The 14,530-nt window shown below is 64.0% G+C and carries 14 protein-coding genes and 2 pseudogenes; 10 read left to right on the forward strand and 6 right to left on the reverse strand.

The genetic code is table 11. The features are described from left to right. The first annotated feature begins 85 nt into the window (after positions 1-85). Entirely contained in the window at positions 86-1,360 is a 1,275-nt protein-coding gene (locus BRC58_10805; GenBank protein PSP15908.1) for a sterol desaturase, read from the forward strand. Here the strand turns inward: BRC58_10805 and BRC58_10810 are convergent. Beyond that, on the reverse strand, positions 1,351-2,643 hold the full coding sequence (locus tag BRC58_10810; protein PSP15909.1) for a dihydroorotase: 1,293 nt from the start codon (positions 2,641-2,643) through the stop codon (positions 1,351-1,353). The genes BRC58_10805 and BRC58_10810 overlap by 10 nt on opposite strands. A 62-nt stretch (positions 2,644-2,705) precedes the next feature. Beyond that, positions 2,706-3,341 (reverse strand): glycine/betaine ABC transporter, encoded by a 636-nt coding sequence (locus BRC58_10815; GenBank protein ID PSP15910.1) that lies wholly within the window; start codon positions 3,339-3,341, stop codon positions 2,706-2,708. 114 nt (positions 3,342-3,455) lie between these two features. Here BRC58_10815 and BRC58_10820 point away from each other — a divergent pair, with 114 nt between their 5' ends. The 7 genes from BRC58_10820 (at position 3,456) to BRC58_10850 (ending at position 9,487) form a co-directional block, all read left to right on the forward strand. Then, positions 3,456-5,435 (forward strand): cell division protein FtsH, encoded by a 1,980-nt coding sequence (locus BRC58_10820; GenBank protein PSP15911.1) that lies wholly within the window; start codon positions 3,456-3,458, stop codon positions 5,433-5,435. 245 nt (positions 5,436-5,680) lie between these two features. After that, the gene (locus BRC58_10825; GenBank protein PSP15912.1) at positions 5,681-6,157 is read left to right on the forward strand and encodes a molecular chaperone; all 477 of its coding nucleotides are present in this window, start codon (positions 5,681-5,683) and stop codon (positions 6,155-6,157) included. 156 nt (positions 6,158-6,313) lie between these two features. Further along, positions 6,314-7,405, forward strand: a complete 1,092-nt coding sequence (locus BRC58_10830; GenBank protein ID PSP15913.1) for a hypothetical protein — start codon at positions 6,314-6,316, stop codon at positions 7,403-7,405. 266 nt (positions 7,406-7,671) lie between these two features. Then, a complete protein-coding gene (locus BRC58_10835) occupies positions 7,672-8,241 on the forward strand; it encodes a rhomboid family intramembrane serine protease (GenBank protein ID PSP15914.1) in 570 nt (189 codons plus the stop codon). A gap of 24 nt (positions 8,242-8,265) precedes the next feature. Then, on the forward strand, positions 8,266-8,541 hold the full coding sequence (locus tag BRC58_10840) for a TIGR02450 family Trp-rich protein (protein ID PSP15915.1): 276 nt from the start codon (positions 8,266-8,268) through the stop codon (positions 8,539-8,541). A 6-nt stretch (positions 8,542-8,547) separates the two neighbouring features. After that, on the forward strand, positions 8,548-9,048 hold the full coding sequence (scpB, locus tag BRC58_10845; protein PSP15916.1) for an SMC-Scp complex subunit ScpB: 501 nt from the start codon (positions 8,548-8,550) through the stop codon (positions 9,046-9,048). 73 nt (positions 9,049-9,121) lie between these two features. Next, positions 9,122-9,487 carry a hypothetical protein gene (locus BRC58_10850; protein PSP15917.1) on the forward strand — a complete coding sequence of 122 codons (366 nt, stop codon included), beginning with the start codon at positions 9,122-9,124 and terminating at the stop codon, positions 9,485-9,487. Positions 9,488-9,666: 179 nt separating this feature from the next. On the opposite strand, the gene BRC58_10855 is transcribed toward BRC58_10850, so the two are convergent. Then, on the reverse strand, positions 9,667-9,948 hold the full coding sequence (locus BRC58_10855; protein PSP15918.1) for a hypothetical protein: 282 nt from the start codon (positions 9,946-9,948) through the stop codon (positions 9,667-9,669). 77 nt (positions 9,949-10,025) lie between these two features. After that, complete coding sequence (locus BRC58_10860) at positions 10,026-10,811, reverse strand: histidinol phosphate phosphatase (protein ID PSP15919.1); 786 nt, start codon at positions 10,809-10,811, stop codon at positions 10,026-10,028. A gap of 102 nt (positions 10,812-10,913) precedes the next feature. On the opposite strand from BRC58_10860, the gene BRC58_10865 reads away from it, so the two are divergent. Further along, on the forward strand, positions 10,914-11,984 hold the full coding sequence (locus BRC58_10865) for a tocopherol cyclase (GenBank protein ID PSP15920.1): 1,071 nt from the start codon (positions 10,914-10,916) through the stop codon (positions 11,982-11,984). A gap of 10 nt (positions 11,985-11,994) precedes the next feature. Here the strand turns inward: BRC58_10865 and BRC58_10870 are convergent. Both BRC58_10870 and BRC58_10875 read right to left on the reverse strand, forming a co-directional pair. After that, positions 11,995-13,214 (reverse strand): annotated as a pseudogene (locus BRC58_10870) (pilus assembly protein PilC). 32 nt (positions 13,215-13,246) lie between these two features. Next, positions 13,247-14,263, reverse strand: a complete 1,017-nt coding sequence (locus BRC58_10875; protein PSP15921.1) for a twitching motility protein PilT — start codon at positions 14,261-14,263, stop codon at positions 13,247-13,249. Here BRC58_10875 and BRC58_10880 point away from each other — a divergent pair. Beyond that, positions 14,262-14,530 (forward strand): annotated as a pseudogene (locus BRC58_10880) (IS5/IS1182 family transposase). The gene BRC58_10875 and the pseudogene BRC58_10880 overlap by 2 nt on opposite strands.

Below are 14,530 nucleotides of genomic sequence, written 5' to 3' on the forward strand. Positions count from 1 at the left end.
GCGCGCTGCAGGGCAGCTTGATGCTATTTTAGCTTCGCCTGGCTCTAGCCTCGGCTTCGGCAACCTAGCGACGGTCAGCGCAACCATGGCAACCGACTGGCTACTGGCGCTCGGCCTTGCCCTGGGCTCGGTCCTCTGGGTCGAGATCGGGCGGGATCTTTACCACCTAACGGCCCATCACTGGCCGCTGCTGTACCGCATGCACGCCATCCACCATCGGGCCTTTAGACCGGATTTGACCGCCGTGAGCGAGCGCCTCTACCGGCGGGCGCAGTGGATCGACGATGTCCCCGAGAGCGCGGTCATGCTGGGGCTGGGCCTGGCCCTGTGGGCGGGGCTGTACTGGGGAACCCCCGGTCCGCATTGGGCGGCTGCCGCAGGCGTGCTGTACGCCGCGACCTTTCTAATGGGAGCCATCGCGCGCGGTAGCGGCCTTGCAGGTGCGAGCGAGCTTACGGATCTGACCCACCAGCCGGGACCGTTTCGGCAGCGTCCGGCGCGCTGGTTGGTCAACCGGCCCTACCACTGGCGGCACCACTTTGACACCCCAAACGCCTATTACTGCAGCACGTTCGCGCTCGTTGACAAGCTGCTGGGGACTGCCCTGTCGCTGCGCGGCAAGCGCATCGCCGTGACGGGCGCTTCGGGGACGCTGGGGCGCGCGCTGCTAGCGCAGCTCTACCGGCAAGGCGCCAAGCCCATCGCGCTGACGGCCTCCGCCTCGCAAGTCACTGTCACGCTGGCAGGCGAATCCGTCCCTGTCGAAACCCTCAATTGGCAGGTGGGGTGCGAGTCGGAGCTGGCCGATCAACTGGCGCAAACCGACATTCTGGTGCTCAACCACGGCATCAATGTGCACGGCGATCGCAGCCCTGAGGCCATCCAGCAGTCCTATGAGGTCAACACCTTCTCCAGCTGGCGGCTGCTGGAGCTATTTCTGAGCACCGTACGCACCAATCGCGACGTGGCGCGCAAGGAAGTTTGGGTCAACACCTCGGAAGCGGAGGTCAGCCCGGCTTTTAGCCCCCTCTACGAGTTCAGCAAGCGCGCGCTCGGGCAGCTAGTAACACTGCGCCGCCTGGATGCGCCCTGCGTGGTTCGCAAGATTGCGCTGGGGCCCTTTCGCAGCAATCTCAATCCCATTGGGGTGATGTCAGCCGATTGGGTGGCACGCCAGATCGTGCGCCTGGCCCGGCGCGACATCCGCAACATTGTCGTATCCATCGTGCCGCTGACTTACCTGACCCTGCCGCTTAAGGAGTTTTGGGTCTCGAGCTATCTGCGCGCCTTCAGCCACGGCGGCGAGCGGCGCCAGGTTGCTCCCACAGGAACCAACGCTGGGGCTCCATCTCAGCCCTGATTGCAGCTGTCTGCCGGCGGCTGCCAGACGCGGACGACGCGGCCGGCGATGGGCTGACCGTACCAGGGGGTATTGGTTCCCATGGTGTGGAGCGTTTCCTGGGTCACCGACCAGTGCGCGTGCGGATCGAACAGCACCAGTTCGGCGGGCTCGCCAGCCGCTAACGAGGCCGGCGCCTGGTGCAAGCACCGGCGCGGGGCCGCGCTCAAGGCACGCCACAGATCCAGCGCCGACCACTGTCCCGAGGCGACAAACGCCTGCCAAAGCAGCGGCAGGGCCAGTTCCAATCCGATCGCGCCCGGCGGCGCCTCGGCAAAGGCGACCGTTTTTTCCTCGGCAGTATAGGCTGCGCGGTCGATGGCAATGGCATCGAGAGTGCCGCTGCGGACGCCCTCCACCAAAGCAGCCCGATCCTCGGGCGTACCCAACGGCGGATCGAGCCGCAGATTGGGATCGTAGGTGCCGGCCGCATCGGCCTCGAGCAGCAGATGCATCCAGGTTGCGCTCGCGGTCACCGGCAGGCCGCGGGCTTTGGCTTCGGCAATGAGTTCAACGCCGCGGGCCGTCGATATCCGCATGAGATGAACCGGTGTCCCCACCGCTGCCACCGTCTCGAGCAGGGCAGCCAAGGCTGCTGCTTCCGAGCACCCCGGATCGCCCGCCAAACCGGCACGCGCTGCGGCAATGCCTTCGCGCAGGACGCCATTGCTGCGCAGGGTGGCATCGGCAGCGCTTAGGGCAACGGGTTTGCCCAACGGCTGCACGTATTGCAGCAACCGGTGCACTAGGCCCAAATCGCCAATGGGACGAGCATCGCTAAAGCCAGTAACCCCGGCGCGGGCGAGCTCGCCCAGCTCGGCCATGCGCTCGCCTGCCCGCTGGTGGGTGAGGGCCCCCCAAAGGTGCACGGTGGGCGCTGGGGCAGGCGGATGGGCGGCCAAGCACTGCTGGAGGTGGGCCACACCAGCAGGCCCATCCAGCGGTGGGGCAGTATCGGGCAGGATGCCCAAGCGCGTAAAACCGCCCGCAACAGCTGCTGCCGCCAGCGAAGCCAGGGTTTCGCGCTGCTCGTTGCCCGGCTCGCCGCTGTGACTGTAGAGATCGCACAATCCTGGCGCTAGCACCAAGCCGCGGCAATCGCGCGCCACGGTTTCGGGGGGGACGCGCTCGGCCGCTGCGTCCAGGGCAGCCACCTCGCCTTGGGCGATCCAGACATCGGTAACGCGATTGGTGCCCGAGCTCGGTTCCACCACGCGCACTTGTTGCAGGAGCTCGCTGGCCATACTGCCTGCCGCTGCGCCAGCCAGGGCAATTATCGAGCAGTGCGCTCGCGCTTGCAAGCGGGTTAAGGCGGCTGGCACCAGCGCTGCAGGGCGCTCAGCACTCCTTCGGCGAGCAAGGCCAATGCGGCGATGGGAACGGCCCCCACCAGCAAAATGGCTTCGTCGTAGAGCGAGAATCCCAGCATCACAAACGATCCCAGGCCCCCCACGCCAATGAAGGCGGCTAGTGTGGCCGAGGCGATCGCTTCGATGGTGGCGGTTTTAACCCCGGCCAGCACCATGGGCAGCGCCAGCGGCAGCTCGATGCGCCAGAACCGCTGGCAGGGCGATAGGCCCATGCCGGCTGCCGCTTCCCGGACCTCGGCGCTGAGGTTGCGAAAGGCCGCGTCCGTGCTGGCCACAATCGGCGGTACGACCAGCAGCGTTAGGGCAACGGCCGCAGCCCGAAACGTCAGCCCCAGATAGGGCATGGCCAAAAACAGCACGGCCAGGCTGGGCAGCAAGCGCAAGCTGTAAGCTCCATTGACCAAAACCGCAGCTGCTAGGCGCGATCGCGCGCTCGCCAGGCCCAGCGGCAACCCGATCGCCAGGCCAATTGCGAGCGGAACCGCGACCAGGCGCAGGTGCTGCACCAGGGCAGCCAGCACGCGATCGGCGTGCGCCAGCGCGTACTGCCACGCTTCGAGCCAGATCCCCATCGCCGCTAGCGCCGCCGTCCGGGACGGCCCCAGAGTTGGCAGACTGAGGGTAAGGAGCTCAGGCAGCTACCGCACGACTGAAGCTGCTCGGACGGTCGTGCAGGAGGAGAAATCATGGCAGTCGATCGGCGCCACGGCGGGTCCCAATCCAGCCAGTCCTTCAACCAGTCGTTCAAAAAGAACGGGGGCTGGCTGCTGCTGCTCGTCAGCATTTTGCTACTGACCCTAACCCTGCTGGAGGAGCCATGGCGGCAAGCCAAGCAAGCACCCTACAGCCAGTTCCTGCAGCAGGTCAAATCCGGGCAAGTGGCTAGCGCCACCATCGGCCCCGATCGCATCCGCTACGAGCTCAACCCCAGCGCCATCGAGGGCGAGCGCGCCCCGCAGGCCCGCGTAACGCGGACGGTGCCCATGGACGACAACTTGCCCGAGCTGCTGGAGCAACACGATGTCGAATTCTCGGGGGCCCCGCAGGGCGGAAGCTACAGCTGGCTGCTGGGCGTGCTGAGCTGGCTGCTGCCACCGTTGCTGTTTTTGGGGTTGCTCTACGTTTTGGTCAACCGCTCGCAAGCCTCGGGTAGCGGCCCGGCCGCCCTAGCGGCGGGCAAAAGCAAAGCTCGCGTCTACTCGCAGGGCAAAACCGGCGTGCGCTTTGGCGATGTCGCCGGCGTTGATGAGGCCGTCGAAGAACTGCAAGAGGTCGTGGACTTTCTCCAGCATGCGGACAAGTACCGCCGCGTGGGCGCCAAGATCCCCAAAGGGGTGCTGCTGACAGGGCCGCCCGGAACCGGCAAAACGCTGTTGGCCAGAGCAGTTGCCGGTGAGGCCGATGTCCCTTTCTTTAGCATCTCGGGCTCCGAGTTCATCGAGATGTTTGTGGGCGTGGGCGCCTCGCGCGTGCGCGATCTGTTCGAGCAGGCCAAGCAGCAGGCCCCCTGCATTGTCTTTATCGACGAGCTGGACACGCTGGGCAAATCGCGCGGCGGCAACGGCACCATGACCGGCAGCGGAGGCAACGACGAGCAGGAGCAAACGCTCAACCAGCTCTTGAACGAAATGGATGGCTTCGATCCCAACAGCGGCGTCATCGTCCTGGCAGCCACGAACCGGCCCGAGGTGCTGGATCCGGCCCTGCAGCGGCCCGGCCGCTTCGATCGCCGCGTCCTGGTGGATCGGCCCGACAAACAGGGGCGCAAGGCCATTTTGAACGTGCACCTACCCAACGTCCGCCTGGCCGACGATGTCGATATCGATACCCTTTCCAGCCGCACTTCGGGCTTTGTGGGCGCCGATCTGGCCAATCTGGTCAACGAAGCCGCCCTGCTGGCAGCGCGCCAAAACCGCAACGCCGTCACCATGGCGGACTTTAGCGAGGCGATCGAGCGTGTGGTCGCCGGGCTGGAGAAAAAATCCCGCGTGCTCAACGAGCAAGAAAAAAACACCGTGGCCTATCACGAAGTCGGCCATGCCATGGTGGGCTCGCTCATGCCCGGGGCCGGCCAAGTGGAAAAGATCTCCATTGTCCCCCGCGGCATGGGGGCTTTGGGGTACACGCTGCAAATGCCAGAAGAGGATCGCTTCCTCATGGCCGAGGACGAGCTGCGCGGCCGCATTGCCATCATGCTGGCCGGGCGCTCGGCCGAGGAGCTGATCTTGGGCAAGGTCTCCACCGGGGCGACCGATGACATCCAAAAAGCCACAGACCTGGCCGAGCGTTGCGTCACGCTCTACGGCATGAGCGACGAACTGGGGCCGATTTCGTTTGAAAAACCGCAGCAGCAATTCCTGCCCGGTGCGAGCCCGCGCCGCGCGGTTGGGCCCCAAGTGACCGAGGCCATTGATCGCGAAGTCAAAGCGATCGTTGATGGCGCCCACCACATGGCGCTCAAAATCTTGCAGCAGAACCGCGAGCTGCTCTCCCAGACGGCGCAAATGCTGCTGCAGGAGGAAGTGCTGGAGTCCCATTCGCTGGCGCGCCAGCTCGAGCGCCTGAAAGCGCCCCCCGAGTTGGCTGACTGGTTGCGCACCGGCAAGCTCCCCCAGACCGAGCGCTTGCTCCAAGACGAACTCGTGGGCGATCTCAAAGCCGTGTGAGCGGCGCTTGCATTGACCCGTTTGTGGCCAGCGAAATTGCCAAGCGGCATCGCTCAGTAGTTGGTAGCAACGATCCTTGCAATCGCCAGAATTGGTTGCAGCCATCCGAACCTAAGAGTTCGGTTCTCCTTCTCCTAACCAGGCGGCCCAGTTTTCTAGACTAAAAGTAAAACCTGAAGGCGATTGCCGGATCGATAATCAAACCCAATCTGCTGTTGTTGTTGGGAAGCAGGAGGTGTTGCGCCATGGCCATCGTTCCCACTCGCAATCTCGCCAACCTACAGTCCCGGCAAGGCTGGTGGGATCCCGTCCGCGAAATTTCTTCCCTGCAACGGCAACTCAATCGCATGTTTGAGAATGTTACTCGCAACGTTAACGAGGGCGGCAGCCTCCTAGCGCCATCTGCCGAGCTGGAAGAAACAGATGGTGCCATCCACCTCAAGCTAGAGGTGCCCGGCATCAATCCCAACGACTTGGATGTCAAAGTTAGCGATCGCGCTGTTGCCATTAGCGGCGAGCGCAAGAGCGAATCTCAAAATGGCGACGGCGGCGCCAAGCGCAGCGAGCTGTACTACGGGCGGTTCGAGCGTGTCATTCCCATCGACGCCCAAATTCAAAGCGATCGAGTCGAGGCCAACTACAACAACGGCATCCTTCACCTGACGCTGCCCAAAGCCGAGAGCGATAAAAACGCTGTCCAAGTCAACGTCCAGCAGTCGTGAATTATGCATCCGGCTCCAGCCAGCGTCCCGCGGGCCCAACAAGGGTCTTGCTTGGCTGGTAACTACGCCACTAGGAGATAAGCAATGGCACTACTATCACGGCAAGAACTCGAGAGCCTCGCCCATCCGCGGCAGCATCCCTGCGTTTCCATTTACATGCCCGCGCATCCGGCAGGCCCCGATATCCGACAGGATCCCATTCGCTTTAAGAACTTGCTCAAACAGGCCCGGGAACGGCTAGTCGAAACGGGCTTTTCGGCGCAAGAGGCAGAGCAATACCTACAGCCGGCAGCCGAGCTCGACCGAAGCGAGTTTTGGCGCCACCAGCAAAACGGCCTGGTGGTTTTCGTGGCCGAGGGCTTCTTGCGCTACTACCGGGTTCCGCTCCCGCTACGAGAGTCCGTCATTGTCTCCAATGCGTTCCACCTCAAGCCCATCCTGCCGCTGCTGACTGACGATACGCGCCTCTACATTCTCGCCCTCAGCCAGAAACAAGTGCGCTTGCTGGAGGCAACCCGCGAGCGGGTCAACGAGATTGACCTCAGCAACGTTAGTGAAGTGCCGCAAAGCTTGGTCGATCTGCTCCAATATGAAGTCCCCGAGCGGCAAGTTGAGCACAGCAGTACGGGGTCTGCCAAGCAGCCGGGCCAGCAAGGGCAGTTTTACCACGGTCACGGCGAAAGCTGGCGGGATAAAAAAGACGAAATCCGGCGTTTTTGCGATCGCCTCGACAGCGGCCTGAACGATTTCTTTGAAAGCGACAGGGCGCCGCTCGTACTAGCAGGGGTCGACTCCACTGTCGCCATTTTCCGCGAGGCCACCAGCTACGCCAACATCATGGACGAGAGCATCTCGGGCAACGCTGATCGGGCGCATCCCACGGAGTTGCACGAGCGTGCCTGGTCGATTGTGGCCCCGCATCTGGCACAAGCGCGCGAGGTCGCTGCCGAGCGCTACCGAGAAATTGCGGCCCACCACCCCGAGCAGACGGCCAACGACATCCAAGCCATCGTTCGAGCCGCCCACGATGGGCGCATCGACACCCTGTTCGCCGCCAGCGGCTACCCGCTTTGGGGCCAACTCGATCCCAGCAATCGGGGGGTATCGCTGCACGATGACTCCCAGGCGGACGACGCCGATCTGAGCAACCTTGCCCTGCTCCACACGCTGCTCAACGGCGGCAACGCCTTCATTACCGACTACGACGCCGTTCCCAATGGGACAGTCGCGGCCATCCTGCGCTACTAGCAGCCGGAACGCATGCGCCCCAACGCCTGCCGGTGCTCGGGCCTCAATCACAGGAGGCGATAACCATGCCAAAATCCGCTTGTCCCTACTGCAGTAGCCCGCAACTACTGCGGCACATCCGCGACAACCGCATCTTTTGGTGGTGTGCTAACTGCCGCCGCGAGGTGCCTCGGTTGGGAGAGCATGTTCCCTCGAGGTAGCTGCATTGGCAGGGCGCACTGCCCTACCAGTTGCTAGCTTGAGGGGCGGCGTCCCGCTTCTTGGCCATGCCCGATCGCCGCCCCAACGCGCTGGGTCGCACCCTGGCTGCGCAAATGAGCATCCTGGGCAGCGTGCTTGCTGCCATGTGGTGCCTGGAACTTGCCGATCAGCTCCTGCTGCAAGGTTGGCTGGATCGCTTCGGCATCGTGCCGCGCAGCTGGCTGGGCCTGCGCGGCATCGTCCTAGCGCCTTTTTTGCATGGGAGCTTGGCCCACCTGGCAGCTAACACAGTACCGCTTGCAGTGTTGGGGTGGCTGGTCATGCTGCCGCGAACCAGCGACTTTTGGTTGGTCAGCGCTGCCGCTGCGCTGGTGGGTGGCGCCGGAACGTTGCTGCTGGGCGCGCCCCAGACCGTCCATTTGGGGGCTAGCACGCTCATCTTTGGCTATTTGGGATTTTTGCTGCTGCGCGGCTACTTCCAGCGCAATGCCCTCTCGATTGTGCTCTCGTTGGGCGTTGCAGCGCTCTACGGCAGCGCGCTGCTGGGCGTTCTGCCGCTCCAGCCTGGAGTATCCTGGCAAAGCCACCTATTTGGGTTCCTAGGCGGGGCCCTCACCGCCCGAGCCCGCACTTGAGGGATGCCGTCAAGCAAGGCGCGTATGGCCAAGCGCAAGTCGCAACGCAAATGGCCGCACCTGGTGGGCTCTAAGTGGACGGCCCGCCAGCCCAGGTGGGGATGGCGGCACTTCCACGCCATCAACTGTCAAAACCTCGGGAAGCGGGTCTTTGTCGAGCTGGTTGCAACTTGCGACGCCCAGACCCGATTTTGGGTTGCGGCGCGGCAACTGCAAGATCGTCAGCTTTGGCAGCCCGGATGGTGCCGCCTGAGCGAGCTGCCCGAGGCAACGGATGGGCGAGCGTGGGAACAGGACTAGCTGCTGATGGCAAACGGGCAATCCCGCCGCTTGGCCACGACCCTAGAAGCCATTTTGTACCTCAAAGGGCGGCCCTTGTCCCTAGCCGAGCTGGCCGCCCAGGCCGGTTGCGATCGCGAGGCTGCTGAAGCGGCCCTACTAGCGCTGATGGATGACTACGCCCACCGCGACAGTGCCCTGGAGGTGGTGGAGACCCCCTCTGGGTACAGCTTGCAACTGCGCGAGGCGTTTCAGGATCTGGTCCGGGCGCTCATCCCGGCCGAGCTGGGGGTGGGAACGTTGCGCACCCTCGCCGCGATCGCGCTCAAATCGCCCGTGCTGCAATCCGAGCTCATCGAGCTGCGCGGTAGCGGCGCCTACCAGCAGGTGCAGGAGCTAGTGAATGCAGGCTTTGTGCGCAAGCAGCGCCAGGCCGAGGGGCGTTCCTACTGGCTGAGCGTGACCGAGCGGTTCCACCAATACTTTGAAATCGACCCCGACTCGCAGGTTTTAACCCGTGCCGGCTGAGTGCCAGCGTGGGAGTAAAGGGTAATGCATATTAGGGTAGGGGGTAGAACAGGTCGCAGTTAAGACAGTTCGCATGGTATTTGACCCCAACTTCTTCAACACCGATTTCGGCAACCAGGAGACAGAAGGCGAGCAGAGCAACCAACTCCTGCAATACCTGCAGCAGCAAAACCCGGACTTGCTCGCCGAGGTGGCGAAATCGGCCAGCCCCGAGGTCAAGCAAATCGTCTCGCAAAACGTTCAGGGGCTGATGGGAACCCTGCCCTCAGAGAACTTCAGCGTTCAGGTCAGTACCGATCAGGACAACCTGTCGACGCTGCTCGCCTCCGCCATGATGACCGGTTACTTCCTGCGCCAGATGGAGCAGCGCATGGAGCTGGAGTCGCAGCTGAGCGACTCGGGCGACCTGGAGGCGGGCGAGCAGCCCCCGCAGCTCTAGCCTAGGCATGCCCCCGCCCGAGCGGCGGGGGTGGCTTGCATTTAGCTTGCCGGCTAGCCGCCTTCGGCAAAGCTGGCCATGACAATAGCCGACAGGAGCAAACCGGGGCTCAGCAGCAACACCAGTAGGAACAATTCGTTGGGCGTCATTCCTTCCCCTGCCAGTTGTGCGGCACTGCCTCAAACGTCGTACATGCGGCACTGGTCAGCGGACGGATTCCGCTCGCAATATTCTTCTAGCACCGTTTGCTGGCCTTGCGCCGCCCGCCGGTCTGCGATTGCGGCCAGGAGCTCCTCCACCGTGTCCCAGGCATAGGCGCTCTCGGCCGAGGTTTGGCCTTGCTCCTGCGAGACCTCGCGGGCCCAGGCCAGTGCCTCCTGTGCAACTTGATGGATGTAGGTGGGATCGGCTTTGCCGCTTTTGACGTCTTGGATTTTTTGCGGGTCGAACGATTGGGCCATGGTGGGTATTGCCTCGAGCTAGCTTAGGTGACCGACCGAGCCGCTTGAGCGCTCGGATCGGGGGTATTCTTCTATTTCTATTGTATCGGCGCGAGCGTCCCTGCCACCTGAGCGGCGAGCTGGCGGCTGCTGGCAGCAACTGTCGTATCGCCCGCTGCCAGCGTTAGCGGGTTGCCCTGCCAGTCAGCAATGTAGCCGCCTGCCTCCTGCACCACCGGCACCAGCGCGCAGAAATCGTAAGGGGCCAGATCCCGCTCGATGACCCAGTCGATTTGCCCCAGGGCTAGCAGGCCGTAAGCGTAGCAATCGCCTTCATAGCGCACCAAGCCAGCGCGCGATCGCAGCTGGGCCAACCTAGCCTGTTCGCGCTCGCTCAGCAGCTCGGGGAGGCTGCTAAAGCCCACCGTTTGGGCCAGGGGGCGCTCGGCCCGCACGCCAATGGTGCGACCGTTGAAAAAGCTGCCCCGGCCGGCAATGCCCAACCAGCGCTCTTGCAGGATGGGCTGGTCGATGGCGCCCACAACGGGTTGGCCGCGGTGCAGCAGCGCAATCAGCGTGCCGAACAGCGGCTGGCCGGCGATAAAAGCACGCGTGCCGTCGATGGGATCGAGCACCCAGACGAATTCGGCCTCGGGCGCGTGGCGGCCGTACTCCTCCCCCACAATGCCGTGGTGCGGGTAGCGCGCGGCGATCGCGGCGCGCAGCGCGGCCTCCACTTGCCGGTCCGCTTGGGTTACGGGCGTGCGGTCGGCTTTCTCGCTTGCAGCGGCTAGGTTGCGAAAGTAGCGCTGCAAAATGGGTCCAGCAGTGTCGGCTAGCTCGCCGGTAAACTGGGCCAGTTCATTGGCAGGGAGAATTGTCATGGCGGGACCTCGCGCCGGCTGGGTCCATGCTCGCGGCTGCCGGTCCGCCCGACAAGCCCCAGCCCAATGGCAAACTGAGGGCGGCAGCTTGTGAGCCGCGCCATGAGCGTTCCGCTGCAAACCCCGCACAGCGGCTTTCACTGGGACGGTAGCGCCCGGCGCTTTTTTGAGGGCTGGTACTACCGCGTCACCTTGCCCCAGCCGGGGCAGAGCTTTGCCTGGATGTATTCCATTGACGATCCGGGTGGCGGCCGGCCCCACAGCGGCGGCGCGGCGCAAGTACTGGGCCCCGAGGATGCCTATCTCTGCCGCCCCTTCCCCAGCCCCCGAAGCTTTTGGGCCGCGCGTGCCCGCTTGGCTTTGGGGCACTGGGGCCGGAGCGATTTGGCCCTGCCCGCCCGCGAGCTGGCGCCGGCAGATTTCGAGCGCCACGTTGCCGAAGGCTATCAGGCCACCGCCACCGCCCATCAGGGGACGCTTGCCGATCCGGGACGCGATCGCCACTGCCGCTGGTTCTACACCATCCGCCCCGTCTACGGCTGGGGTCACCCCAACCGCCCGCAGCAAGCCACGGCCGGGCTGCTATCCTTTTTGCCCATCTTCGAGCCCGGCTGGCAGATCCTGATGGCGCGCGGGCTGGCAACGGGCTGGATCGAGTGGCAGGGCCAGCGCTATGAGTTTTGCGATGCCCCTACTTACAGCGAGAAGAACTGGGGGCGTGCTTTCCCCGAGCAGTGGTTTTGGTTTCACTGCAACTGCATTGAGCGCAGCTCGGATTTGAGCCTGACTGCTGCCGGCGGCAACCGCCAGGTCCTGAGCTGGACCGAGGAAGCGGCCCTCATTGGCCTCCACTACGGCGGCACCTTCTACGAGTTTGTGCCCTGGAACGCGCAGTTGAGCTGGCAAATTGCCCCCTGGGGCCGCTGGCAGATGCAGGCGCGATCGCAGCATTACGAGATTGAGCTCACTGGAACCACCGAGCGCGCCGGCCGCGTCCTGCGCGCCCCCACCGAGGCCGGCCTGCAACCCTGCTGCCGGGACACGCTGCTGGGCGAGCTGGAACTGGTGCTGCGATCGCGCAGCGGCCGAGTACTGCTGCAGGCCCAGAGCGCTTGCTGCGGGCTGGAGGTGGGCGGCATCCCCTGGCAGCACGCGTGGCACTCGAGCTGTTAGTTCGACCCCTCTAGCCCAGCTCGTCAAAGATCTGGAACATGGGCAGATACATCGACAGCAAGATGACGCCCACCATGCCGGCAACCAGCACCATCATGATGGGATCGATGACGCTGGTGAGCGCTTTGACAGACTGCTCGACCTCGCTTTCGTAGAAATCGGCGACTTTCATCATCATGGCGTCCAGCTCGCCGGTTTCTTCCCCAATGGCGATCATTTGAATGGCCAGTCGGGGAAAGATGTTCTCGCGCTGCAGCGCCCGGTTGACCATACCCCCTGCTGGATCTCCTGCTTGGAGCGGGCCGTGGCGTTGGCAATAACCTGGTTGCCCGAGGTCTCGCCCACAATGTCCAGCGCCGTCAGGATGGGCACCCCCGAGCGGGTGAGCGTGCCGAAAACGCGCGAAAAGCGCGCGACCGCATTTTTGACGTTGAGCTCGCCCAACAGCGGCAGCTTGAGCATGAGGCGATCGATTTGCACGCGCCCGTTGGGGGTTTGGTAGTACTGCCGGAACGCCACCACCGTGGCGATGGCCGCCCCCAGCGGAAAGACGATCACCCAGCTGCGCAGCGTGACGCTAATGGCGAGCATGAGCTGGGTTAGCATGGGCAGCTCCACGCCCAAACCCTGGAAGATCTCGGCGAACATGGGAATTAAAAAGATCGTCATGCCGAAGAACACCAGGACGGCAAATACCCCCACTGTGACCGGGTAGGCCATGGCCGATTTGATTTGGCCTTGCAGCCGCGCCACTTCCTCCAGCAACCGCGCCAGCCGATCCAGCACCTCATCCAGGACGCCGCCCACCTCGCCGGCCTCGACCATGCTGATGTAGAGGCGATCGAAGCACGCCGGGTGCTTGCGCATGGCCTCCGAGAGGCTAGTGCCCTGCTGCACGTCGGCACTAATGGCGATCAGCGCTTTTTTGAGCTTGGGGTTGCTGGTTTCTTCGGCCAGCACGCTCAGGCATCGCACGATGCCCACCCCCGCATTCACCATGGCGGCGAACTGGCGCGAAAAGACTGCCTTGTCTTTGACCCCAACGGTGGCCAGGCGCTCTTGCAGCTGGCTCAGGTCCCAACTCGCCCCGCCGCCCGTGCGGCGGGCGCGCCCGATGGTGGGGTACTGGTTTTGCAGCGATTGGCGCGCTCGCTCGGCAGAATCCGCCCTGACGGTCTCGGTGCGGATGTTGCCGGCGTGATCGCGAACGCGGACTTCAAAGGTGGGCATGGCTCAAGGCGCTCCCGGCTGGCCGCGATAGCTCAGCGCCGGGCTGAGGCCGGTTGCGCCGCGCTGCCCTCGCCCGTCAGGCGCAGCAGCTCGTCCGGCTTGCTGCTGTTGGTTTGCGCCTCCTCCAGCGAGATGGCGCCGCTGTTGACGTGGCGGGCCAGCGACTGCTCCATGGTCTGCATGCCCAGTTTGAGCTCAGTTTGGATGGCGGAGTAAATCTGGGCCGTTTTGCCCTCGCGGATGAGGTTGGCGATCTCGGGAGTCACCACCATGATTTCTTGGGCCAAGGCGCGGCCGAATTCGTTGGGTCCCGGGTTTTGCTTGCGCGGCAGGCACTGGCTGAAGACGGCGTTGAGCGAGCCTGAGAGCTGGGCGCGGATTTGGGCCTGCTGCTCGGCAGGGAAGACATCCACCATGCGATCGACCGTGCCGGCCGCCGAGCTGGTGTGGAGCGTGCCCAAGACTAAGTGCCCGGTCTCGGCGGCCGAGACCGCCAGCGAGATTGTCTCCAAATCGCGCAGCTCGCCCACCAGGATAATGTCGGGATCCTCGTGCAGCGCAGCCCGGAGGGCGTTGCCAAAGCTTTGGGTGTCCTCGCCTTTCTGCCGCTGGTGGAACAGGCTTTGGCGGTTGGTGAACACGTACTCGATGGAGTCTTCCAACGTCAGGATGTGCTCGGCACGGTGGCGGTTGATGGCATCTAGGATGGCCGCGAGGGTGGTGGTTTTGCCCGAACCGGTCTGGCCGGTCACCAGCACCAGACCGCGCGGCTTGCTAGCCATCTCCCAGACAACCTCGGGCAGCCCCAACTGCTCGAAGCTGGGAATTTTAGACGATAGCGCCCGCAGCGTTGCCGCGTGGCAGCCGCGCTCCTTGTAAACGTTGACCCGAAAGCGGGCCAACCCCTTGACCCCGTAGGAGCAATCGAGCTCCCAGTGCTGCTCCAGCTGCTTGCGCTGGGCGTTGTTGAGCATGCTAAGAGCGCCTAACAAAACTGGTATAGATAGGGGTAGAGAGCTCCGATCTGTGCCATGGCTAATCTGTGCCATGGCTAAGCCGCTCGTGCCTGACGAACTCTGGGCCGAGATTGAACCGCTGCTGCCGCCCGAACCGCCCAAGCATCGGGGCGGTCGCCCCCGGATCTCCGACCGAGCCGCGCTCACGGGCATCATCTTCGTGCTCGCATCCCCTGGGAAATGCTGCCCCAGGAAATGGGCTGCGGCTCAGGCATGAGCTGCTGGCGTCGGCTGCAAGAGTGGCACCAAGCCGGCGTCTGGTCGCAGCTGATGCAACGGCTGCAGCAACGCCTCAGTGAC

This window comes from Cyanobacteria bacterium QS_8_64_29 (assembly GCA_003022125.1).
In the GTDB taxonomy this organism is placed as follows: domain Bacteria; phylum Cyanobacteriota; class Cyanobacteriia; order Cyanobacteriales; family Rubidibacteraceae; genus QS-8-64-29.

What these genes read in the sequence shown, in the direction of transcription:
- BRC58_10805 (PSP15908.1), top strand. Translation starts at nt 86, where the DNA reads ATGGCAACCGACTGGCTACTGGCGCTCGGCCTTGCCCTGGGCTCGGTC.
- BRC58_10810 (PSP15909.1), bottom strand. Translation starts at nt 2,643, where the DNA reads ATGGCCAGCGAGCTCCTGCAACAAGTGCGCGTGGTGGAACCGAGCTCG.
- BRC58_10815 (PSP15910.1), bottom strand. Translation starts at nt 3,341, where the DNA reads ATGGGGATCTGGCTCGAAGCGTGGCAGTACGCGCTGGCGCACGCCGAT.
- BRC58_10820 (PSP15911.1), top strand. Translation starts at nt 3,456, where the DNA reads ATGGCAGTCGATCGGCGCCACGGCGGGTCCCAATCCAGCCAGTCCTTC.
- BRC58_10825 (PSP15912.1), top strand. Translation starts at nt 5,681, where the DNA reads ATGGCCATCGTTCCCACTCGCAATCTCGCCAACCTACAGTCCCGGCAA.
- BRC58_10830 (PSP15913.1), top strand. Translation starts at nt 6,314, where the DNA reads ATGCCCGCGCATCCGGCAGGCCCCGATATCCGACAGGATCCCATTCGC.
- BRC58_10835 (PSP15914.1), top strand. Translation starts at nt 7,672, where the DNA reads ATGCCCGATCGCCGCCCCAACGCGCTGGGTCGCACCCTGGCTGCGCAA.
- BRC58_10840 (PSP15915.1), top strand. Translation starts at nt 8,266, where the DNA reads ATGGCCAAGCGCAAGTCGCAACGCAAATGGCCGCACCTGGTGGGCTCT.
- scpB (PSP15916.1), top strand. Translation starts at nt 8,548, where the DNA reads ATGGCAAACGGGCAATCCCGCCGCTTGGCCACGACCCTAGAAGCCATT.
- BRC58_10850 (PSP15917.1), top strand. Translation starts at nt 9,122, where the DNA reads ATGGTATTTGACCCCAACTTCTTCAACACCGATTTCGGCAACCAGGAG.
- BRC58_10855 (PSP15918.1), bottom strand. Translation starts at nt 9,948, where the DNA reads ATGGCCCAATCGTTCGACCCGCAAAAAATCCAAGACGTCAAAAGCGGC.
- BRC58_10860 (PSP15919.1), bottom strand. Translation starts at nt 10,811, where the DNA reads ATGACAATTCTCCCTGCCAATGAACTGGCCCAGTTTACCGGCGAGCTA.
- BRC58_10865 (PSP15920.1), top strand. Translation starts at nt 10,914, where the DNA reads ATGAGCGTTCCGCTGCAAACCCCGCACAGCGGCTTTCACTGGGACGGT.
- BRC58_10875 (PSP15921.1), bottom strand. Translation starts at nt 14,263, where the DNA reads ATGGCACAGATTAGCCATGGCACAGATCGGAGCTCTCTACCCCTATCT.